The organism is Flavobacterium sp. 316 (assembly GCF_000967805.1).
Classification (GTDB): domain Bacteria; phylum Bacteroidota; class Bacteroidia; order Flavobacteriales; family Flavobacteriaceae; genus Flavobacterium; species Flavobacterium sediminilitoris.
Map to the genome: position 1 here is coordinate 499,528 of NZ_JYGZ01000005.1, position 22,833 is coordinate 522,360.

Here is a 22,833-nt window from a genome sequence, read left to right on the forward strand (position 1 = left end):
TTTTAATTTTTTATTTCAATTTAGCCATTCCAATATTAAAGTTTAATGCATCTAAAGGATTTCCATTATTATTTAAAACATATCGGAATGTTATCACATCTCCAGCAGAAAAATTTTCAACTAAAGTTCCTGATGAACCCCAAGTATCAGTTGCGTTTAAAACGATAGTGCCTCTTGTTGGGTAACCTAATAAAGTTCCGTTTTTAAAAATACCAATTACAAACTTTCGGTTGCCACTAGGAACATTTTCTACTGAAAAAGCAGCATTTACTACAAAAGTTCCTCCTTCATTAATCTGTATTTGTCCATTTCCAGTAACGCTAAAGACAGAATTGGTTATTGATGTAATATCGCTACTATTTAATGGAAAATTAGTATATGAATTGTTTGTAGTAGATATAACTGTGTCAGTTCCGTGGAAATTTTTATTTATTGAAATTGTAGGATTTGAGGTTCTTGAAATATTTTCCCATCCTAAATTAGTTCTCATATATAATGCATCATCTGAAAGATTATAAACTACAGAACCGACTAATGGATTTGGAATTGCTAACATTTGAACGTTTGTCATTCTTGGTGGTACAAAAGTTTGATTTGTACTATTTAGTTCTAGCATTGAAGATGGACTAGGTGATGTTGTTCCTATACCAACTTGGGCAAAGATTAAAAACGGATGGATGGTTAATAGTAAAACAGTAATTTTTTTTATCATGATTTTTTATAAGTTATTATTAATTTATTTTAACAAAGCTAAAAGCTGCAAAAACAAGAGATAAGGATTGATTGTTGTTAACTAAATACTTTATTTCTATTTCATCACCAATAGCGAATCTAAAAGTCATCATGCCACTTGTTCCCCAGTAATCTGTTGATGATTGTATTGATTCATTTTTATTTAATAGTCCAATTAGAGTTTCATTTTTAAAAACAGCAATTGAATAGGCTTTTGTGCCACTAGGCATATTATTTACGGATAATTGAGCTCCTACCATATAAATCCCATTTTCTTTAATTCTAATTTTTCCATTAGATATAATTTCATACGTTGAAGCATTCTGCGATTGTATGTGAGTACTATTTAAAGGAAAATTATAATATGTGTTATTTGAGACCATAAGAGAACCTCCACTTTTTTTACAGATTAAATTAGGATTATCTGTTTCTAACATGCTTTTCCATCCAAGAGAATTATAAATATATAAAGAATTAAATGTAGTATTATATACAATTGATGCGATTAATGGATTTGGAATGGCTAGCATTTGAGCATTTGTCATTCTAGGAGGTACAAAAGTTTTATCAGTGCTTGATATTTCCAATAAAGATGAAGAATTTGGTGTATTGGTGCCAATACCTACTTGGCTAAAACAAGCATAGCTCGTTAGCAATAAAAGAAAAAAAGGTTTCATAAACAGTGTAAAATGGTTTTAATAGCGGGGCAAAAATAATTTTTCTGTACTTTTTCCGTATTAATAAAATGTTAAAGATTGATTTTTAGTAATTTGACAAAATAAGTTTTTGAATTGTTTTTCACTACCTTTGCAAACTATTTTAGTTTAAAATGTTAAAGAAAGAAACCCAATTAGCAGTTGATAAAGGAGAAATGTTACCTTTAATGGAAGAGTTTTATACTATTCAAGGAGAAGGTTTTCATACAGGAACAGCAGCTTACTTTATAAGAATTGGCGGATGTGATGTAGGATGTCATTGGTGTGATGTAAAGGAAAGTTGGAATGCCGATTTACATCCTCCTACAGCAACAGACGTTATAGTGTCTAATGCAAAAAAACACGCAGAAACAGTTGTAATTACAGGAGGAGAACCCTTAACATGGGATATGTCGTTAATAACTTCAAAGTTAAGAGAAGAAGGTTTAAAAGTACATATTGAAACATCAGGTGCTTATCCAGTAACAGGAAAGTGGGATTGGTTTTGTTTGTCTCCAAAAAAAATGAAACTACCTGTTCAAGGGGCTTATGATATTGCAAATGAATTAAAAGTGATTATTTATAATAAACATGATTTTCAATTTGCAGAGGAACAAGCAGCCAAAACAAATAAAAATGCTATTTTGTTTTTGCAACCAGAATGGAGTAAAAAGGGAGAAATGACTCCTTTGATTATTGACTATGTAATGAATAATCCGAAATGGAGAATTTCACTGCAAACACATAAATATTTGAATATACCTTAAAATATAAATAAATATGAAAAAAATAATTTTAACGATTGTAGTTTTATGTATTACACAATTAGGAATGGCTCAAGATGCTTTTAAACAAGATGTTTTAAAAGTTTTAAAAGCCTCAGGTTCTACAGCACAAATGAAATTAGCGAAAGAGCAAATCATTGGAAATATAGCAGAAGAAAAGAAAGCTGATTTTTCTAAAGATTTTGATGCTTCTCTACCTGCATTATATGATGAAATGGCAAAAGCATACATGGAAATATATACGCATGAAGATGTGAAAGAAATGTTGAAATTTTATAATTCTCCAGTAGGAAAGAAAATGACAGAAAAAGCAGAAGAATTGTATTCGAAAAATTTACAAGCAGCTCAAGAATGGGGTGCAAGTTTACAAGGCTTAATGATGAAGTACATGCAATAAAATTGTTTTAAGTGAATAATTTATTTAAAAATCTCAGACATTATTGTTCTGAGATTTTTATTTTTACGTAAAATATATTTTATATGAAATCAGAGTTTTATCTTAATCCTACTATTACTTTTTTAAATCATGGATCATTTGGTTCATGTCCAAAGCCTATTTTTGAAGAATATCAAAGATTTCAATTAGAATTAGAAAATGATCCAGTATTCTTTGTTCAAAATAAATTAAAAGGATATTTAAAGATAGCTCGTGAAAGTTTATCTGCTTATGTCGGGTGTAAAGCGCAAGATGTGTTTTTTACACCAAATCCTACATTTGCGGTGAATGTGATAATGAGAAGTTTAAAATTACAAGCTGGAGATGAGATTTTAACTACTAATCATGAGTATGGAGCAATGGATAGAACTTGGAATTTCTATTGTAAAAAAAGTGGTGCAAAATATATAAGACAAGAGATATCATTGCCAATAATGTCTAAGGAGCAAATCCTTGAAGAGTTTTGGAAAGGATATACTAGTAAAACGAAAGTGATTTTTTTAAATCAGATATCGAGTGCTACAGCTTTGATTTTCCCAGTAAAGGAAATTTGCGATAAAGCAAAGGAATTAGGATTAATAACAATTGTTGATGGTGCTCATGTTCCAGGACATATTGATTTAGATATTCAAGAGTTAAATCCAGATTATTATACAGGAACTTTACATAAATGGATGTTAGCACCAAAGGGAAGTTCATTTTTATATGTAAAAGAAAAACTTCAAAATGATTTAGATCCTTTGGTTGTAAGTTGGGGTTATGAACCTGTTGTTGCAGGAGAAACACAATTTTTAGATTATCATGAATTACAAGGAACAAATGATTTTTCTGCTTATTTGTGTACTCCTAAAGTAATTGAATTTTTAGAAGTAAATAATTGGAAACAAAAATCGAAAGAATGTAAACAAATAGTAATTGATAATTATCAACGCTTTTGCAATTTGTTAAAGACAAAACCGATCTGTCCTATTGATGCTGAGTTTTTAGGTCAAATGGCAAGTGTTTTGGTTAAAACAAAACAACCTTTAGAATTAAAGAATTTATTATATAATAAATATCAAATTCAAATACCTGTGATGCCATTAAATGATGAAATTTATATAAGATATTCCATAAATGCTTATAATTCACAAGAAGATTTAGATATTTTATATAAAGCTATTCAAGATATTATTGAAACAACAAATTTGATTGAATTGTAGTTTTAAAATTAAGTAATATGTTTATAATTTGGGGTTATTATAATAGATAGTTCCAAATTATAAATGAGTTATTCGAGCCAAATAATCATAATGTTCACCTTCTAAGATTAATTCACATTGTAAACCATTTGCAATTGCTGCATTTTGAAGTGTATTATAATCAATATACATCCAATTAAAAGAATCTTCTTTTTCGTTTTTATACTGAATATCAAAGATAACTTCACCATAATATTCAACATCAGATGGGATCCATTTTCCACCATCTTCATCTTCATCAAACATGTAAATAATATCAGAACTATCTACCAGTACTTGTCCGCTTTCTGTTAATAATGATTTTAGTTTTAGAAGAAAATCAGAAACATTTTTTAATTTTCCACACATTCCTGCTCCATTCATTAATAATAAAATGGTGTCAAACTTCTCATTTTCTAAAGTCATTATATCTTGTACTTTAGCTTTTTTAAGTCCTCTTAATTCACAAGCTTTTATAGCATTAGAAGAAATATCTATAGATGTAACATCAAAGTTCTTTTTATTTTGAAGATATAAAGAATGACTTCCTGCTCCACAACCTACATCAAGGATTTTACCTTTGGAAAGTTGTAATGCTTTTTGTTCTATCTTTGGCATTTCTGAAAAATCACGAAATAAATAGGCAACACTCATTTCATCAGCTTCACTAATAGAAGTTTCGGTAATTAAATCCTCAGGATTATTATTAGTTTGATAATCTAAAATAGCTTTTCCAAAAAGGTCTTTCATGATATTATTTTGATGAACAAGGTAATCTTCCTTTGTTTTTAGGTTATTAAAATATAAGTTGTGTAACTTTGCTTTTAGAAATTAATACCAAATGCTAAAACCATCATTAAACGAACTTGAAAAGTTAGCCAAAGATAAGCATAACGAAAACAAAAAGTATTTTGATAAGTTAAAAAAAAGAACACCTAAGAATTTAGATTATGTAATGCAAGATTTACATGATGCTGAATTTAAAAAAACGGATTGTTTGGAATGTGCTAATTGTTGTAAAACAACAGGTCCATTGTTTACTTCTGCTGATATAGAGCGTATTTCAAAACACTTTAGACAGAAACCACAACAGTTTATTAATCAATATCTTCGTGTAGATGAGGATAATGATTATGTACTTCAAAGTGTTCCTTGTACATTTTTAGATAACGATAACAAGTGTTTTATATATGATGTAAGACCAAAAGCATGTAGAGAATTTCCTCATACTGATAGAAAAAAGTTTCAGCAAATCTCAAATCTTACACTAAAAAATGTTGCTATTTGTCCAGCGGCTTTTAATATTGTGGAGAAAATGAAAGAGAAATTACCATTGTAAAAAAGATTTTTTTTAAAATTATCGATCAAGCCATTTTTTAAAGTTAGTAATTTCATTTTTGCTTACTAGTATAGGATTATCTTCATTTATAGTATCAATTACTTTTATCTCTACTTTTTGACTAGTATGACGAATTACTTCTTTTATTGCAGATATATGTAATATGTACTTTCTGTTTACTTTAAAAAAGAATTCTGGATTTAGTTTATTGATTATATCCTTAATAGTATCATTGTATAGGTAACTATTTCCGTTGGAAGTATAGATGAAGAGATGTTTACCTGAACCCATAAAACAACTAATATCAGAATCATTAATAGAGATAAATTTATAACCATGATTGACTAAAAAACGTTTTTGGTATGAATCGATGTTTTTGTTTTCTATTAAATCAAGTGATTGTACGGTTTGATTTAAGTTAAAAGAACCTTTTATTTTTTTATATTTTGATAAAGCAGAAATAAGTTCTTCTTCTTCAAAAGGTTTTAATAAGTAATCAATAGTGAAATGTTTGAACACTTTTATAGCATAAGTGTCATAAGCAGTTACAAATATGATAGGACTTGGAATAGAAATCTCTTCAAAAATATCTAAGCTTTTTCCATCTCCTAAATGAATATCCATAAAAACTAAATCTATTGTATGCTCTTTGAAAAAAGCAACAGCTTCTTTTACAGATTTTAAAATAGTTATTTTAGATACTGAAATAACTTCTTGTTTTTCTAAAATTGATTTTAGGTAACTGGAAGCTAAATGTTCGTCTTCTACAATAGCTATTTTCATTTTCTTTTTATGTAAAAGTAAAAAAAAATCCCGAATTTCAAATTCGGGATTTTTTAATTATAAGTTTGGGTTATTTAACTGTGCATTTCGTGGATATGGTAATGTGTATCTCGGATCGTTTTCTATGAGTGTATAATCTTGACCTTCTACTTGATGAATGATTTGTTTTTGATTCATTCTTCTTAGATCAAACCAACGATGACCTTCTACTGCTAATTCACGTTTTCTTTCTTCAAAAAGGAAGATTGTGAAATCTTGATCGGACATTGTATTAATGTCAGTACTTAACTGAGTATAAGCTGTTGGAGTATATCTTTTTTGCAACAATGGAAGCAATGTCGTTTTTGAATCACTAAAATTGTTTAACCTTAATTCAGCTTCAGCTTTAATTAAATATAATTCAGAAGTTCTAAAAGTACATTTTTGTTCTTGCTCACCTCCTTTTTCAAATTGGAATCTACTTCCTGAAGCTTCAAAATATAAAGGAAAACGTAAATCATTTGTTTGATCGAAAGCCGCAATTAATTCAGGAGAAACATAAGTAGAAACTTTTAGAGAATTTGTAAAAACATCTTCTAATGCCATTACAGATTCAACAGTATCATATTTATTTGGTAAAGTTGAATCAGTATTAAGATCTATTAATTCATTTCTATATGATAAAGCAATATTGACTGCATCTAAAGCTTTTTGCCATTCATTTCTATATAAACGAACTCTTGCTTCTAATGCATAGATAGCTGCTTTTGAAAAACGATAGTTTAATCCTGTTACTTGCGTATCTTGATTTAATAAATTTTTAGCGTCATCAATATCAGAAAGTATTTGGGTGTAAACATTAGCAACACTCTCTGGGATAAATTCTTGTTCTAAATCTATTTCTAAAGCTAATGGAACTCCTCTGTCTGAAGAAGAAGTAGTAGTATTATATGGTTTTCCAAATAAATTGATTAAATCAAAATAAGTAAGTGCTCTTAAAGCATATGCTTCACCAATTAATTGATCTTTCTCAGGAGAAGAAGGAACTTTTGCGTTACCATCATTAATTACTACATTAGTATAAAAAATAGTGTTATATAATTGTGCCCATTGAAAACTCGTTGTTGCTGGATCAGGATTTGCATCTTTCCAAATGTAAATATCTTTACTATATAATAATTGATCGTCAAACTCATTTAGAACAAGTTCATCTGCTCTTAAAGTAGTTAATGATTTATGTCTAGGGAAAGCACTATATCCAGTAGTTAATACAGCACGAAAATCTTCTAATGTTTCAGGTATTACTTTTCCTTCTGGTTTAATATCTAGGTAGTCATCGCAACTATTCATTCCAATTGCAATTGTAAATAGAATTATATATTTTGATATGTTTTTCATAATTCTCAATTTTTAAAAAGTTAAGTTTAAGCCTAATGTTATAGATCTAGGAATTGGTTGTGCATAAATATTACCAAATGTTTCTGGATCAAAGTATCCTTTATAATCAGAGCTAACAACAAAAAGATTTCTTCCTTCCACACTGAATCTTACATTTTGAATTTTCATTTTATCCGTTACAGATTTTGGTAATGTATACCCTAAACGAATACTGCTAAGTCTCATATAACTCATTTCATTAACCCAAGTGTCTAAAAGAGCATAAGTGTTAACAGGAGAGCCGTTTGCAAACCATTGATAAGCCATCCATGAATCACCTGTTCCTGAATTTGCTCCAACAATTCCAGGTAAATTAGAATTAGGATTAGATGGAGACCATGCGTTTAAAATATCAGTAGTAAAGTTTTGACCTCTATCTACTTGTGTTCCATTATATGGAGGTGTTCTAACAACTGTTTGTTTTAAATTAAAAGTGGTTGAAACAGTTAAGTCAAAGTTTTTAATTTTAAAAGTATTAATAAAACCTCCTGTAAATTTAGGATCTCTATCTCCAACATAAGTAAACAAACTTCTGAAATTTTCAGCATTTTCAGTTAGTCTTGATTGAGAAATTTCACCAGGGAAAATTACAGCATAAGGATCATATAATTGGAAGAAGTCTACAGCATTTACAACTTCTCCATTATTGTTCAAAAATTGAGGATATCCATTTTCATCAATTCCAGCAGTTTTTAATGCAAAAACAGCATTAACAGGGTAGCCTTCTCCTGAAGGAAGATAACTGTTTGCTCTTACTTCTATACGATCAATATTACTTTTGTTATGAGCAAAATTAAAGTTAGTCGACCATTTAAAGTTTGGATTATCAATGTTTTTAGTTGATACTGAAATTTCGTATCCTTTATTAGTTACTTGAGCCCAGTTCATATTTGTATATTCAAATCCGTTTTCAAGAGGTAAAGCACGAATACCTAATAAATCAGTACTTCTTCTTCCATATAAATCTGCTGCTACATTGATACGGTTTTTTAAAACACCTAAGTCTAAACCAAAGTTTACATTTTCTGTTTTTTCCCAACGTAATTTGCTGTTTGGAGGACTTGTTACTACAATTGTTGTTTCAGATTGTCCAGGTAATATATTAGCATTTCCATAATTTCCGACTACAAAAGGAGATGTTCCTTTGTCAATGTTCCCTTGTAAACCATAAGAAGCACGAAATCTTAAATTACTAATGGCTGATATGTTGTTTTTTATAAAATCTTCTTCTGAAGCTAACCATGATCCTGAAATAGACCATAATGGTAAATACTTATATTTAGGATCTACTCCAAATAAATCAGAGCCATCATATCTAACACTTCCAAATACAGTATATTTTCTATTGTAAGTGTAAGATGCTGTTGCATACATAGAAGCAAATGCATTTTCATTTTTAGTCCTATTGTAAGTTCTATATTCATTACTATTAGCTACTTCTTGATTAGGAAAAACAATTTGACTAGTAGTGCCTGTTTGACGATCATAACCAAAACCTCTTGAGTAAATGTTAGTGTTGTAAGTTCTTCTTAGCTCATTACCAACAAGGAAATCCAATTCGTGTTTTTCATTAATGATTTTATTATACATCAACTGTGTTTTTATGTTGTATTGGAAAAAATCAGTATTCCAGTTTTGGATAATACCACCTTCTGGCATAAAGTAATAGTAGCTTCCATTACTGTATCGTCTTGTTTTTTCTCTTTCTTTACGTGAAAAATAAGTTTCTTTTCCAGCATATTTTTCTGTTCCAGAGTTATCCATTTGTAAACCAATTTGAGATGTTAGTTTTAAGTCGTTAGTAACTTTGTACTCTAAGTCAAAAATTGCCTTTATAGCTCTTGTTTTTAATTCGTAAGAAGTGTTTTCTCTTTCTTCTAAAAAGTTAAAAGGAACATAACGATCTGAATATCCTTGAATATCTTGATCATATATATAGTTCCCATTTTCGTCTTTTGGAGAAAGGTATGGATTCGCATTTCTAGAATAGTTCGCAGGATTGGTAAAAGCATCACTATCTGAAATATAAGAAGAGTTTTTACTTTGATTTCCAAATATACCAATGCCTACTTTGAATCTATCAGATAATTCGTAATTGTTTTTTAAAGTAATATTATATCTTTCAAAACCAGTACCTATAGTTGTTCCTTTTTCATCATAATATCCTAAAGAAAAGTAATAGTCTGATTTTTCACCACCACCTGATAAGCTTAGACCATATTGTTTATTAACGGCAGTTCTATATAATAAATTACCCCAATCTGTTTGATTATTGCGTAGGGTATTAATAGCTTGTTGTGTTCCAGGAGTTAAAGCAGAAAAACCACCTGTTCTATATGCATCTAATTCTCCTGAACCATTTAAAATGCGAGAAATTTCACCTTTTTCATCTCTGAATGTTAAATCAGAACGTCCAGCTAACGCTAATTCGAAATCAACTTTTTGATTAGCATTCATTAAATTTAACTTTGAAAAATCTGGTTTTTGAGTTACAAATGTATTTGCAGTAAAATTTACGGACATTTTTCCTTTTCTTCCTTTTTTAGTTGTAATTACAATTACACCATTTGCTGCTCTTGCACCATAAATGGCTGTTGCAGCAGCATCTTTTAAAATTGTAATATCTTTTATGTCATCAGGGTTTAATCCTGCAATAGAGAAATTGTTTAATTGATCAATATTATCTTTATCATTAAAGTTTGGAACATCATTTCCTTCTAATGGAAGACCATCTAATACCCAAAGTGGATCTTGCGGACCAGATAGAGAAGCTGTTCCTCTAATTCTGATTTTTGCTGCACCACCTGGAGCTCCATTTCCTGGAGTGATGGCAACACCAGCCACTTGACCAGCTAACAATTGATCTACACTTGCAACACCAGCTTGTTGAATATCCTCCATATCTACTTTAGTTAAAGCAGATGTTAGTTTTCGCTTTTCTATTTTTTGATAACCTGTTACTACAATTTCTTGTAATTCATTTAAATCTACTTTTAAAGCAATATTATAATTATTTTGAGAAGATAAATCAATTAAATAGGATTGGTATCCCATGAAGCTAACACGTAAATTTTTTACTTCCTTATTTATTTCTAATTTGAAGTATCCATCCATGTCAGTAATTGTTCCTACACTAGTACTTTGAATAATACCACTTTGTCCAGTTTCATTAGAGATAGACTGTTTTTCTACATAAACTGAAACACCTGGAATGGGTAATCTATCTTCGGCATCAATTACTTGTCCAGTAATTGTTCTAGTTTCTTGAGCATGACTAGCATAAGAAAGTATGATAGTCATTAAAAAAAATAGTTTTTTCATTTTTTATTAGTTAGTTAATAGCGAGTTGTTAAGTGCTTTGTTAATACGATTAATTAGATCTGCATAATGATTTCTAGTTTCTTGATTTCCTGTATTCTTCTTTAATTGTAATAATCGTAAAATTTTATTTAATTCTCCTTTCTTCTCAGATGTTACTTCAGTAACTCTTTTTAAAGAAGATTGATTTATATTTCTAATCATTTTGTATTCATGAATATGATTACATAATGATGGCATATTTAATGTTTTTGTAAATTGAATTGATTTTTTAGAGTCTGTTTTTTCAAATAGTTTATTTGTCGAAACAATTAATACATCTACATAATTTTTTTGTGTCATACGTTCCAAAATTGACAACGATTTATTTTGAATAGTTCCATTAAAAACATGTTGATGAACCTTTCCAAAAAGATTGCCTACAGTAAATAGTTTTTCTTTACTGTTATTTCGTTGATATAATTCATTTTCAATCATTCTTAATAAACGTTCATCTCTGAATAAATCATATAAAATACCATATTGTAATTCTCTAGATAAAGTATAAGGTGTATATTCATATGGACCAATAGGAGAGTCTTTTAATGGATTTGTTTTGTCAAGAATAGAGTTAAAGAATAACCACTCTGGAATTGTAATTACATTTTTTAATAAGTAGTCTGTTGCTTTTCTTTGCATTGCGGCTGGAACCGGAATATAACTTGCTTTGTCATCACCATGTACTGTTGTATTTAAATATACTCCGCCAATATTATTTAGAACATGACGGTTATATAATTGCCATTGACCAATAGTTCCGATATATAGTTTGCCAGTTTGATAATATGACTTATCTTTGTCATACGTCCAAGTTAAGATGTTTTCAACAACCCTTTTTAAGTTTTTTAATCCATATTCACTTGCTTTAACTGCATCGTTTCCTAAATCTTCAGATTGAGAACGAGGATCAATTATAGCACCACCATCTTGTTGTTCTCCATAAAAATAAATAGGATCATTTTGATGTTTAGCAATTAACATATTTAATTTTTCTTTCTCTTCTGTTTCACTTGGATACCATCTATATCCCCAATCAATAGCATATTTATCATATTCTCCAATTTTAGGAGTGATTGCTGTTATGCTGTCTTCAGGTTGTGCAACATAGTTATAACGTGCATAATCCATGATCGAAGGAGCTGTTCCACCCATTTTTTCTGTAAAATCTTTAGAGCGTAAAGAGTCTACTTCAAACGCAAATGAAGAACCCATATTGTGTTTTAATCCAAAAGTGTGTCCAACTTCATGTGATGAAACAAATCGAATAGCTTCACCCATATGTTCATCACTAAATTTATTACCTCTTGCTTTTGGATCAATTGGTCCAGTTTGAATACGCATCCAACTATGTAAAGAAGTCATTACATTGTGCCACCATATAATATCAGCTTCAAGTATTTCTCCACTTCTTGGATCAACTACAGAAGGACCCATCGCATTTGCTTTTGGAGAAGCAGCATAAGTAATAACAGAATAACGAACATCATCAACATCAAAATCTGTGTCTGCTTCAGTTGGTTCTTTTGCTATTATTGCATTTTTAAATCCAGCTTTTTCAAAAGCGGCTTGCCAATCGTGTACACCATCAATAATATATTGTCTCCATTGTTTAGGTGTAGAAGGATCAATATAATAGACAATTGGTTTTTTAGGCTCTACTAATTCTCCTTTTAAATATTTGTCTTCATCCTCTTTTTTTGGTTCCAGCCTCCATCTAGTAATTAGTTCTTTTTCAACCATTGCATGTTGATTATCATTAAAATACCAGTGCTTTTCTGTGAAATAGCCAATACGTTTGTCTGAAAATCGAGGCTTCATAGGAACTTTGTCTAATAAAACAATATTGCTAGTTACCCCTAAAGTTACGAATAAAGCAGGACCTCCTTCACTTATAAGAGTAGTTAATTGTGATTTCACAATTATATTGTTTGGAAATGTTTTCACATTTTCAATATATGATAAGTCTGATTTAACAGATCCGCCAAAGCCAATATTGCTTAATATATCATTGAAACTTTTTTGCTTTCCATCAAATATTTTATTGACTTTTATTACTACAGAAGTTGAATCATTATTTTTGGTTTCAATGTCAAAAAACTCTATTATTGATTCTGAAAAATTATTCTTTACAGATTCCGTAATGGCATCATTTTCAGGAGACGAAACTTTTGGTAGATATGATTTAACCCAAACTTTTTTTGCAATAGTATCTTTGTAAAAAGTAATTACTTTATTTTCATAATTCATTCCTTTGTTTAAGCCTGCTTCATTAACTTGCATAGGAACTTGTGATAATTTATTCACTACAAGGAATTCTCTGCCCATTAAACTATCAGGAATTTCAAAATAGATATCGGTTTTAACCTGAATGGTGTTAAATAAACCTTTTTTGAAAGTTCCTTTTTTAATTAGTTCAGCATAACCTTTCGTTTTTGTAACTGTAGTATCTTTTGTCGTTTCTGATTTTGTATTTTTTTGCTTTCTTTTTTGCGAAAAAGCGGAAATATTACTTAATAAAAACAATAATATCAATACATATTTTGTGTTTGATATGAATGCCTTTTGTCTCATTTATGTTAAGTTTAGGTTAAATAATTATCGTGAAATTTATGGGGTTTGACGATAATATAAAAACAAAAGGGAGTGAGTGGCTATTTTTTGAGAGTGAGTGATTTTTTTAATCAATTAATGGAAGTATACAGGTGAAATTTCCATCTTTTTCAAATGTTTTAAAGTCTTCTTTAGAATAATAATTATAGATACTTTGTAAATATTTTAGTCCAAAATTATTACTTTTTTCAGGATTTGTCTTTTTTTGTAAATTATTGCTAATAATTACAGTGTCTTTTTTAATAATAATTCGAGTTCTTAAAGGTGATTCAATTGTGGCAGAATTATGTTTTATAATATTTTCAATACAAATTTGAAGAGCTAAATATGGAATGTTTTTTATTAATCCAGAATCTTCTTCTATTTCAATTGAGAATTGTAGTTCTTCATTAAATCGAGTCATTTGCAAAAAAATGTATTTTTCTATAAAGGATAGTTCTTCATTTAATGGAACTATATTTTCTTGTGGCGGTTCAATAAGATATCGATAAATTTTAGATAAATTTAAAGTGAATTTCTTTGCTGTTTGATTATTTACATCAATCAACATATAAAGAGAATTCAAAGTATTGAATAAAAAATGTGGATTGATTTGCTCTTTCAATTGTTGTAATTGAATTAATGCTTTTTCCTTTGTTACTTTCTCATTTTCTAGTAACAATTTATTTTTATCTCTTATTAATGATTCTTTTTCAAGATACTCTTTTCGGTTTGCACGATTAAATAAATAAAATATAAAGACTAGAATAAAAGTTGTCGTTAGGTAAATAGCGGAAGCATATTTTTTTACATTATTTACATTTTCATCTGCAATTAATTTTGGGAAGTTTATACAAATATACCAATCAATGCCTTCAAAGTGTAAAGGTTTTATGAATCTAATAACATCTAACTGCAAATACTCAGATATTGCAATTTCTTCATTATAAGTTATTCCATTTTGAAAAATAGTATCTGACGGCTTAATGTTTGAAAAGCTAAAAATATTTTTTCCGTTTTTATCAGAATCAGGATGAAAAATAGTTGTTCCGTTTTTGTCAAAAACAAAGGCATAGTTAGGTGAATTTTCATCAATTGTAGAAAAATAGCTATGGAGTTTTTTTAAATCTACATCATAGCCATAACGGATAATTATTGAGTCGTTTTTATGAATTTTAAAATAATTACGCCAAATCAATATGTTATCTTGTTGGAAAATGACGCTTGTGTTTTCTTTTTTATGAATTGATTCAACAGATAGGTTAACATTCTTATTAATGTATCCTTTTTCAGATGAATTATTTACACGTATTGGTCCATCATTTATTTGAAACCAATTTCGAATAACAACAGGATTACTAAGCTGGACAGTGTTTAAAACAGAAAGATTATTAATTAAGTCTTTGTCATCACTTATCTTCAGTATTTGATTAACGTTTTTCTTTTGTTCTAATAAGCGCGAAAATTCTTGTTGAAAAACATCATATTTTTTTAAAAAACTTCGTTGTGCTATTTCATGATTTGATTTTTCTGTGATTTTTGTGATTAAATTACTTAAAGAATAGATAGCAATCATAGTCAATAGAATGACACCGAGACTTGTAATTATAAAAGTTCGTCTGGAAATTGTGTTTTTTATAGGAAATTTCAAGAATGGTTTAGTTTTTAATTTTCATATATAAGATATGAAGCCCTCATTTTCTTAAAGGAATTAATATCTTTTTCCCATGTTTTTTTTATTTCTGCTTCAGATTGACCAGATTCAATTTGCTGTTGTAATTTTTTAGTTCCAGCAAGTTTCGTAAAAAATGAATTAAAAAACTTCGATTTATCAGATGTTTGATTGTATGCTTTTATTAGCCATTTTAATTCTAATTGATTAATTTTTTCAATTTTAGTCAGATCTTCTCCATAACATGTTTTTCCATTATATAAAGGATCTTTTGCGCCTTCATTTGGTTTAGGAGTAAAATTAAAAGAACTTTTAGGTAAATATGGAGAACCGTATATCTGAAATTGTTTATCAGTGCCTCGTCCAACACTTACATTTGTTCCTTCAAAAAAACATAAACTAGCATATAAGTTGATGGCTTGTGTATTAGGTAGGTTAGGAGAAGGCTTTACAGGTAAACTATAAGGTATGTTTTTATTATAATGTAGACATGGAATAACTCTTAAATCACATTGTATGTTATTTTTTAACCATTTTTCACCATTTATCATTTTAGCATATTCACCTATCGTCATACCATGTAAAACAGGAATTTCATGCATTCCAACAAAACTTTTGAATTCAGGTTCTAAAATAGGACCATCAATTATTCCTCCATTTGGATTTGGTCTGTCTAAAACAATTAATGGAATGTTGTTTTCAGCACAAGCTTCCATCACATAGTGTAAGGAAGAGATATAAGTATAAAATCGAGCACCAACATCTTGTAAGTCAAAAATAATGATATCTATATTTTTTAGTTGTTCAGGTTTTGGTTTTTTATTATTACCATATAATGAGATTATAGGTAAATTTGTTTTCGTGTCTTTTCCATTTTTAATTAATTCTCCCGCGTCTGCTGTTCCTCTAAAACCATGTTCAGGAGCAAATATTGAAGAAACGTTGATTTTATTCTCAATTAACCAATCTACCAAATGTATTGTTTTACTAGAAGAGGGATAATGTTTTTGTTCTTTTTCTAAATTTAAATCAACTAAACTAGATTGATTTGCAACAACTCCTATGTTTTTATATGTTTTTAATATAGGAAGATATACTTTCCAGTTATCAGCTCCAGTCTTAATTTCATTTAAAATAGTTTCTTTTTTTATAGACATAGAATCTTTTTCCTCTTCTTTCTTTATAGAATTTCCACAAGAAAAAATAAGTAATACAAGAAATAAAAACGTATTTTTGAGGACCAATTTACTAAGCATAAACGATTTGAATTTAGAATATTTTATAGCCAAAAGACTTGTTAGAACTAAAAGTCATAAAAGTAGTGTTTCTTCGCCAATTATAAAAATTGCAATTATTGCTATTGCAATAGGTGTTATCATGATGATTATGTCAATTGCGACAGGAATTGGACTCCAAAATAAAATAAGAGATAAGATTTCAGCTTTTAACGGTCATATTATTATTTCTACTTATGATGATAATCAATCACAAGGAAGCACTGTTCCTATCTCAACAATTCAAGATTTTTATCCAGACTTTAAAACAGTTTCGGGTGTAAGACATATTCAAGCTGTCGCAACAAAGGCGGCTATGATTCGAACAGAGGAAACGGTAGAAGGGATTATTTTTAAAGGAGTTGGTAAAGATTATAATTGGAATAATATAAAGGAGTACTTAGTTGAAGGCAAAATACCAAACTTAAAAGATGAAAGGACAGATGAAGTTGTAATGTCTCAATATTTAGCTAACAGATTAAATCTTAAACTTAATGATATTTGTAGGTCCTATTTCATTAAGGAAGGAAATAAAGGATATAATCTTAGAAGCTTTAAAGTGATAGGAATATTTAATTCTGGATTTGAAGAGTTTGACTCTAATTTTGTTATTGGAGATTTAAGACATATACAGCATATTAATAAGTGGAAAGAGACTGAAGTAGGTTCTTTTGAAGTTTTTCTTGATGACTTTACTAAAATAGAGGAAAAGGGAAAAGAAATTTACAAAGCAACACCTCCTATATATAATAGTGTAACAATAATAGATAAGTACTATAGTATTTTTGAATGGTTAAAATTATTTGATTTTAATATTATAGTGATTTTAATTGTAATGATAATAGTATCTACTATTAATATGATAGTGGCATTGTTGGTTTTAATTTTAGAACGAACCCAGATGATTGGTATTTTGAAAGCTATAGGAGCTAATAATTGGAATATTAGAAAAATATTTCTTTATAATGCCGCCCATATAATAGTTAGAGGTTTATTGTGGGGTAATGGAATTGCTATTAGTTTTTTGTTATTGCAAAAATATTTTGGAATTGTAAAATTAGATCCAGAAAATTATTATGTTAGTCAAGCTCCAGTTGATATTAATGTTGGTTATATTTTATTTTTAAACCTAGGAACTATATTAGTATGTTTGATAGTATTGTTAATCCCATCTTTTATAATAACAAAGATTTCTCCAGTTAGAGCTATTAGATTTGAATAGCTTTTATTTTCTTTATATATATAGGAGATTAAGTTTGAGAATAATTTGTTTGTGTGTGTATGGTATTTGTGTGTGTTAGTATATTTTTAGAGGTTTGGTTTTTGTGTTTAGGGTTGATTATTTTATAAAGTTATGTAAAGGTTAAAAAAAGATTATTTGTAAGTAATTGATTTTTAGGGATGATTAAAAAAGATTTAAAAATAGTTTAAAAAAGTCTTGTGGGAATGAAAAAAGTGTCTACTTTTGCACCCGCAATCAAGGCAAGTTCATATAAAGATTTTGAGAATATAACGGTAGTTATTTAGCTGATAAAAAAAGAAAAATTTTTTTCAAAAAAAGTTTGTCAGTTTCAAAAAAAAGAGTTACTTTTGCACCCGCAAACAATTTCACTGAAATGCTTTAGAGATAAGGGATGAGGTGATAAAGTTTAAGCGAAGTTCATGAGTGATTTTTTTGAAAGATAATGAAGGTTGTAAGTTGACAAAAAAAAGAAAATTTTTTTCAAAAAAAGTTTGTCAGTTTCAAAATAAAGAATTACCTTTGCAGCCCGCTAAACAAGCGAAGTTCTGATATATGTTGAGTAAGATTTTTTGGGGATTAATTTTAAGAAAAACTTTTAAAAAATATTTCAAAAAAAGCTTGCGAGATTAAAAAGAAGGTTGTAGTTTTGCAGCCGCTAAACGAGAGAATAGCGGAATAAAAAAGAATGACACGTTCATAGACATATTGGATTGACAGCATAACTTAAAGTGATTTAAGTTATAAAGTAAAAGAGAGTAAATTGAATTAGACTATACGTCAGCGATTATCGTACAAAATTAAAATATACGATGAAGAGTTTGATCCTGGCTCAGGATGAACGCTAGCGGCAGGCCTAACACATGCAAGTCGAGGGGTAGAGTTAGCTTGCTAACTTGAGACCGGCGCACGGGTGCGTAACGCGTATGCAATCTACCTTGTACAGAGGGATAGCCCAGAGAAATTTGGATTAATACCTCATAGTATTATCGGGAGGCATCTTCTGATTATTAAAGTTCCAACGGTACAAGATGAGCATGCGTCCCATTAGCTAGTTGGTATGGTAACGGCATACCAAGGCAATGATGGGTAGGGGTCCTGAGAGGGAGATCCCCCACACTGGTACTGAGACACGGACCAGACTCCTACGGGAGGCAGCAGTGAGGAATATTGGACAATGGGCGCAAGCCTGATCCAGCCATGCCGCGTGCAGGAAGACGGCCCTATGGGTTGTAAACTGCTTTTATACAGGAAGAAACACTGCTACGTGTAGCAGCTTGACGGTACTGTAGGAATAAGGATCGGCTAACTCCGTGCCAGCAGCCGCGGTAATACGGAGGATCCAAGCGTTATCCGGAATCATTGGGTTTAAAGGGTCCGTAGGCGGCCTTATAAGTCAGTGGTGAAATCTCCTAGCTCAACTAGGAAACTGCCATTGATACTGTAGGGCTTGAATGTTTAGGAAGTAACTAGAATATGTAGTGTAGCGGTGAAATGCTTAGATATTACATGGAATACCAATTGCGAAGGCAGGTTACTACTAAATGATTGACGCTGATGGACGAAAGCGTGGGTAGCGAACAGGATTAGATACCCTGGTAGTCCACGCCGTAAACGATGGATACTAGCTGTTCGGACTTCGGTTTGAGTGGCTAAGCGAAAGTGATAAGTATCCCACCTGGGGAGTACGCACGCAAGTGTGAAACTCAAAGGAATTGACGGGGGCCCGCACAAGCGGTGGAGCATGTGGTTTAATTCGATGATACGCGAGGAACCTTACCAGGGCTTAAATGGGAGACGACAGATTTGGAAACAGATTTTTCTTCGGACGTCTTTCAAGGTGCTGCATGGTTGTCGTCAGCTCGTGCCGTGAGGTGTCAGGTTAAGTCCTATAACGAGCGCAACCCCTGTCGTTAGTTGCCAGCGAGTAATGTCGGGAACTCTAACGAGACTGCCGGTGCAAACCGCGAGGAAGGTGGGGATGACGTCAAATCATCACGGCCCTTACGTCCTGGGCCACACACGTGCTACAATGGCCGGTACAGAGAGCAGCTACATGGTGACATGATGCGAATCTTCAAAACCGGTCTCAGTTCGGATCGGAGTCTGCAACTCGACTCCGTGAAGCTGGAATCGCTAGTAATCGGATATCAGCCATGATCCGGTGAATACGTTCCCGGGCCTTGTACACACCGCCCGTCAAGCCATGGAAGCTGGGGGTACCTGAAGTCGGTGACCGTAAGGAGCTGCCTAGGGTAAAACTGGTAACTGGGGCTAAGTCGTAACAAGGTAGCCGTACCGGAAGGTGCGGCTGGAACACCTCCTTTCTAGAGAAAAGATAAAGTTGTATGTATAAGAGATTGATTTTACTCTCGCTGTTAGTTCAAAAAACAATAAAAACTAAAGAAAACAGAGTCTCGTAGCTCAGCTGGTTAGAGTACTACACTGATAATGTAGGGGTCGGCAGTTCGAGTCTGCCCGGGACTACAATTTTCGAGTTTTTATAGGAAATTTTAGAGGTTGAGTAAGCCGTTTGAAGTCTGTTAACTGCAAACTGTTAACTATTGACTACTAAATGGGGGATTAGCTCAGCTGGCTAGAGCGCCTGCCTTGCACGCAGGAGGTCATCGGTTCGACTCCGATATTCTCCACGAATACTTTGTAAGAAAGTATAAAAGTTCATTGACATATTGAGAAAAGAAAATATAAAAATATAATAGAAAGCACAAATTTCGGGTGTTATATTCGTATAACATTTGAAAAACAAGTACAATAAGCAAAATAAGGGCGTATGGGGAATGCCTAGGCTCTCAGAGGCGATGAAGGACGTGATAAGCTGCGAAAAGCTACGGGGATTGGCACACACGAATTGATCCGTAGATATCCGAATGGGGCAACCCACTATGTTGAAGACATAGTACTCCGATAGGAGAGTAAACCCGCTGAACTGAAACATCTAAGTAGGCGGAGGAGAAGAAAACAAAAGTGATTCCGTAAGTAGTGGCGAGCGAACGCGGATTAGCCCAAACCAAAGTTGTTACGGCAATTTTGGGGTTGTAGGACTGCGACATTCTATGCGGATTGAATTAGAATAACCTGGAAAGGTTAACCAAAGAAGGTGATAGTCCTGTATAGGTAAGAGAAGATATAGATAGCAGTATCCTGAGTAGCGCGGGGCACGTGAAACCCTGTGTGAATCTGCCGGGACCATCCGGTAAGGCTAAATACTCCTGAGAGACCGATAGTGAACCAGTACCGTGAGGGAAAGGTGAAAAGAACCGTGAATAACGGAGTGAAATAGATCCTGAAACCATACGCTTACAAGCGGTCGGAGCCCTTTCGTGGGGTGACGGCGTGCCTTTTGCATAATGAGCCTACGAGTTACCGTTGCTGGCAAGGATAAGTACTTCAGGTATGGATCCGTAGCGAAAGCGAGTCTGAATAGGGCGCCATAGTCAGTAATGGTAGACGCGAAACCGTGTGATCTACCCATGGGCAGGATGAAGCTGTGGTAACACACAGTGGAGGTCCGAACCCGTTGACGTTGAAAAGTCTTGGGATGACCTGTGGGTAGGGGTGAAAGGCCAATCAAACTCGGAAATAGCTCGTACTCCCCGAAATGCATTTAGGTGCAGCGCTGAATTAGTTATATAGAGGTAGAGCTACTGATTGGATGCGGGGGTTTCACCACCTACCAATTCCTGACAAACTCCGAATGCTATATAATGATGCTCAGCAGTGAGGGCATGGGTGCTAAGGTCCATGTCCGAGAGGGAAAGAACCCAGACCATCAGCTAAGGTCCCCAAATGTATACTAAGTTGAAAAAACGCGGTTTGTCTGCTTAGACAGCTAGGATGTTGGCTTGGAAGCAGCCATTCATTTAAAGAGTGCGTAACAGCTCACTAGTCGAGCGGACGAGCATGGATAATAATCGGGCATAAGTATACTACCGAAGCTATGGACAGATTAATCTGTGGTAGGGGAGCATTCTAAACTGGGTTGAAGGTGATATGTGAGTATTGCTGGACTGTTTAGAAAAGAAAATGTAGGCATAAGTAACGATAATGCGGGCGAGAAACCCGCACACCGAAAAACTAAGGTTTCCTCAGCTATGCTAATCAGCTGAGGGTTAGTCGGGTCCTAAGGCGAACCCGAAAGGGACAGTCGATGGCCAACGGGTTAATATTCCCGTACTACTTATAATTGTGATGGAATGACGGAGTGATGAAAGCACCGCGAACTGACGGAATAGTTCGTTGAAGTACCTAACTATATTCTCTATAGGCAAATCCGTAGAGAATGGTGAAATACGATAGTACTCGGAGTCTTCGGACAAAGGGATAGTGTGCCTAAGGGCTTCCAAGAAAAGTTTCTAAACTTAGATTATAAGTACCCGTACCGTAAACCGACACAGGTAGTTGAGGAGAGAATCCTAAGGTGCTCGAGAGATTCATGGCTAAGGAATTAGGCAAAATAGACCTGTAACTTCGGGAGAAAGGTCGCCAGCAGCAATGCTGGCCGCAGTGAAAAGGTCCAGGCGACTGTTTATCAAAAACACAGGGCTCTGCAAAATCGTAAGATGAAGTATAGGGCCTGACACCTGCCCGGTGCTGGAAGGTTAAGAGGAGATGTTATCTTCGGAGAAGCATTGAATTGAAGCCCCAGTAAACGGCGGCCGTAACTATAACGGTCCTAAGGTAGCGAAATTCCTTGTCGGGTAAGTTCCGACCTGCACGAATGGTGTAACGATCTGGACACTGTCTCAGCCATGAGCTCGGTGAAATTGTAGTATCGGTGAAGATGCCGATTACCCGCAGTGGGACGAAAAGACCCTGTGCACCTTTACTATAGCTTAATATTGACCTTGGACACGTGATGTGTAGGATAGGTGGGAGACTTTGAAGTGGCGTCGYTAGGCGTTGTGGAGTCATTGTTGAAATACCACCCTTTGCTTGTCTGAGGCCTAACCCCGCTTAAGTGGGGGACATTGTTTGGTGGGTAGTTTGACTGGGGTGGTCGCCTCCAAAAGAGTAACGGAGGCTTCTAAAGGTTCCCTCAGCACGCTTGGTAACCGTGCGTAGAGTGCAATGGTATAAGGGAGCTTGACTGAGAGACATACAGGTCGATCAGGTACGAAAGTAGAGCATAGTGATCCGGTGGTTCCGCATGGAAGGGCCATCGCTCAAAGGATAAAAGGTACGCCGGGGATAACAGGCTGATCTCCCCCAAGAGCTCATATCGACGGGGGGGTTTGGCACCTCGATGTCGGCTCGTCACATCCTGGGGCTGGAGAA

Annotated in this window: 14 protein-coding genes, 2 tRNA genes and 2 rRNA genes; 9 read left to right on the plus strand and 9 right to left on the minus strand. The window is 32.6% G+C overall.

The window, feature by feature from the left end; translation table 11 throughout:
• Positions 1–10: 10 nt before the first annotated feature.
• Both SY27_RS13315 and SY27_RS13320 read right to left on the minus strand, forming a co-directional pair.
• On the minus strand, positions 11–712 hold the full coding sequence (locus SY27_RS13315; RefSeq protein ID WP_045971067.1) for a hypothetical protein: 702 nt from the start codon (positions 710–712) through the stop codon (positions 11–13).
• A 19-nt stretch (positions 713–731) separates the two neighbouring features.
• Complete coding sequence (locus SY27_RS13320) at positions 732–1,409, minus strand: hypothetical protein (RefSeq protein WP_045971069.1); 678 nt, start codon at positions 1,407–1,409, stop codon at positions 732–734.
• Between the two features lie 152 nt (positions 1,410–1,561).
• On the opposite strand from SY27_RS13320, the gene SY27_RS13325 reads away from it, so the two are divergent.
• From SY27_RS13325 to SY27_RS13335, 3 genes are all read left to right on the plus strand, one after another.
• The gene (locus SY27_RS13325) at positions 1,562–2,194 is read left to right on the plus strand and encodes a 7-carboxy-7-deazaguanine synthase QueE (protein ID WP_045971071.1); all 633 of its coding nucleotides are present in this window, start codon (positions 1,562–1,564) and stop codon (positions 2,192–2,194) included.
• A 13-nt stretch (positions 2,195–2,207) separates the two neighbouring features.
• The gene (locus SY27_RS13330) at positions 2,208–2,609 is read left to right on the plus strand and encodes a DUF2059 domain-containing protein (protein WP_045971073.1); all 402 of its coding nucleotides are present in this window, start codon (positions 2,208–2,210) and stop codon (positions 2,607–2,609) included.
• A gap of 83 nt (positions 2,610–2,692) precedes the next feature.
• Complete coding sequence (locus tag SY27_RS13335) at positions 2,693–3,850, plus strand: aminotransferase class V-fold PLP-dependent enzyme (RefSeq protein ID WP_045971076.1); 1,158 nt, start codon at positions 2,693–2,695, stop codon at positions 3,848–3,850.
• 57 nt (positions 3,851–3,907) lie between these two features.
• Here the strand turns inward: SY27_RS13335 and SY27_RS13340 are convergent, their stop codons facing one another.
• Complete coding sequence (locus SY27_RS13340) at positions 3,908–4,618, minus strand: bifunctional 2-polyprenyl-6-hydroxyphenol methylase/3-demethylubiquinol 3-O-methyltransferase UbiG (protein WP_045971078.1); 711 nt, start codon at positions 4,616–4,618, stop codon at positions 3,908–3,910.
• 91 nt (positions 4,619–4,709) lie between these two features.
• Here SY27_RS13340 and SY27_RS13345 point away from each other — a divergent pair, with 91 nt between their 5' ends.
• Positions 4,710–5,207 (plus strand): YkgJ family cysteine cluster protein, encoded by a 498-nt coding sequence (locus SY27_RS13345; protein ID WP_045971080.1) that lies wholly within the window; start codon positions 4,710–4,712, stop codon positions 5,205–5,207.
• Between the two features lie 18 nt (positions 5,208–5,225).
• Here the strand turns inward: SY27_RS13345 and SY27_RS13350 are convergent, their stop codons facing one another.
• From SY27_RS13350 to SY27_RS13375, 6 genes are all read right to left on the minus strand, one after another.
• Positions 5,226–5,990 (minus strand): LytTR family DNA-binding domain-containing protein, encoded by a 765-nt coding sequence (locus SY27_RS13350; RefSeq protein WP_045971082.1) that lies wholly within the window; start codon positions 5,988–5,990, stop codon positions 5,226–5,228.
• A 57-nt stretch (positions 5,991–6,047) separates the two neighbouring features.
• The gene (locus SY27_RS13355; RefSeq protein ID WP_045971084.1) at positions 6,048–7,367 is read right to left on the minus strand and encodes a RagB/SusD family nutrient uptake outer membrane protein; all 1,320 of its coding nucleotides are present in this window, start codon (positions 7,365–7,367) and stop codon (positions 6,048–6,050) included.
• A 12-nt stretch (positions 7,368–7,379) separates the two neighbouring features.
• Positions 7,380–10,727: a SusC/RagA family TonB-linked outer membrane protein gene (locus tag SY27_RS13360; RefSeq protein WP_045971086.1), complete on the minus strand. Its 3,348-nt coding sequence runs from the start codon at positions 10,725–10,727 to the stop codon at positions 7,380–7,382.
• A 6-nt stretch (positions 10,728–10,733) separates the two neighbouring features.
• On the minus strand, positions 10,734–13,334 hold the full coding sequence (locus tag SY27_RS13365; RefSeq protein ID WP_045971088.1) for a zinc-dependent metalloprotease: 2,601 nt from the start codon (positions 13,332–13,334) through the stop codon (positions 10,734–10,736).
• A 106-nt stretch (positions 13,335–13,440) separates the two neighbouring features.
• Positions 13,441–14,928 carry a sensor histidine kinase gene (locus tag SY27_RS13370; RefSeq protein WP_045971090.1) on the minus strand — a complete coding sequence of 496 codons (1,488 nt, stop codon included), beginning with the start codon at positions 14,926–14,928 and terminating at the stop codon, positions 13,441–13,443.
• Between the two features lie 89 nt (positions 14,929–15,017).
• A complete protein-coding gene (locus tag SY27_RS13375) occupies positions 15,018–16,280 on the minus strand; it encodes an exo-beta-N-acetylmuramidase NamZ domain-containing protein (RefSeq protein ID WP_045971183.1) in 1,263 nt (420 codons plus the stop codon).
• A gap of 7 nt (positions 16,281–16,287) precedes the next feature.
• Here SY27_RS13375 and SY27_RS13380 point away from each other — a divergent pair, with 7 nt between their 5' ends.
• From SY27_RS13380 to SY27_RS13400, 5 genes are all read left to right on the plus strand, one after another.
• Complete coding sequence (locus SY27_RS13380) at positions 16,288–17,520, plus strand: ABC transporter permease (protein WP_045971092.1); 1,233 nt, start codon at positions 16,288–16,290, stop codon at positions 17,518–17,520.
• Positions 17,521–18,347: 827 nt separating this feature from the next.
• Positions 18,348–19,865: ribosomal RNA gene (locus SY27_RS13385) — 16S ribosomal RNA — on the plus strand.
• A gap of 86 nt (positions 19,866–19,951) precedes the next feature.
• Positions 19,952–20,025: transfer RNA gene (locus SY27_RS13390), tRNA-Ile, on the plus strand.
• 90 nt (positions 20,026–20,115) lie between these two features.
• Positions 20,116–20,189, plus strand: a tRNA-Ala gene (locus SY27_RS13395).
• A gap of 119 nt (positions 20,190–20,308) precedes the next feature.
• Positions 20,309–22,833, plus strand: a 23S ribosomal RNA gene (locus SY27_RS13400); the annotation flags it as partial.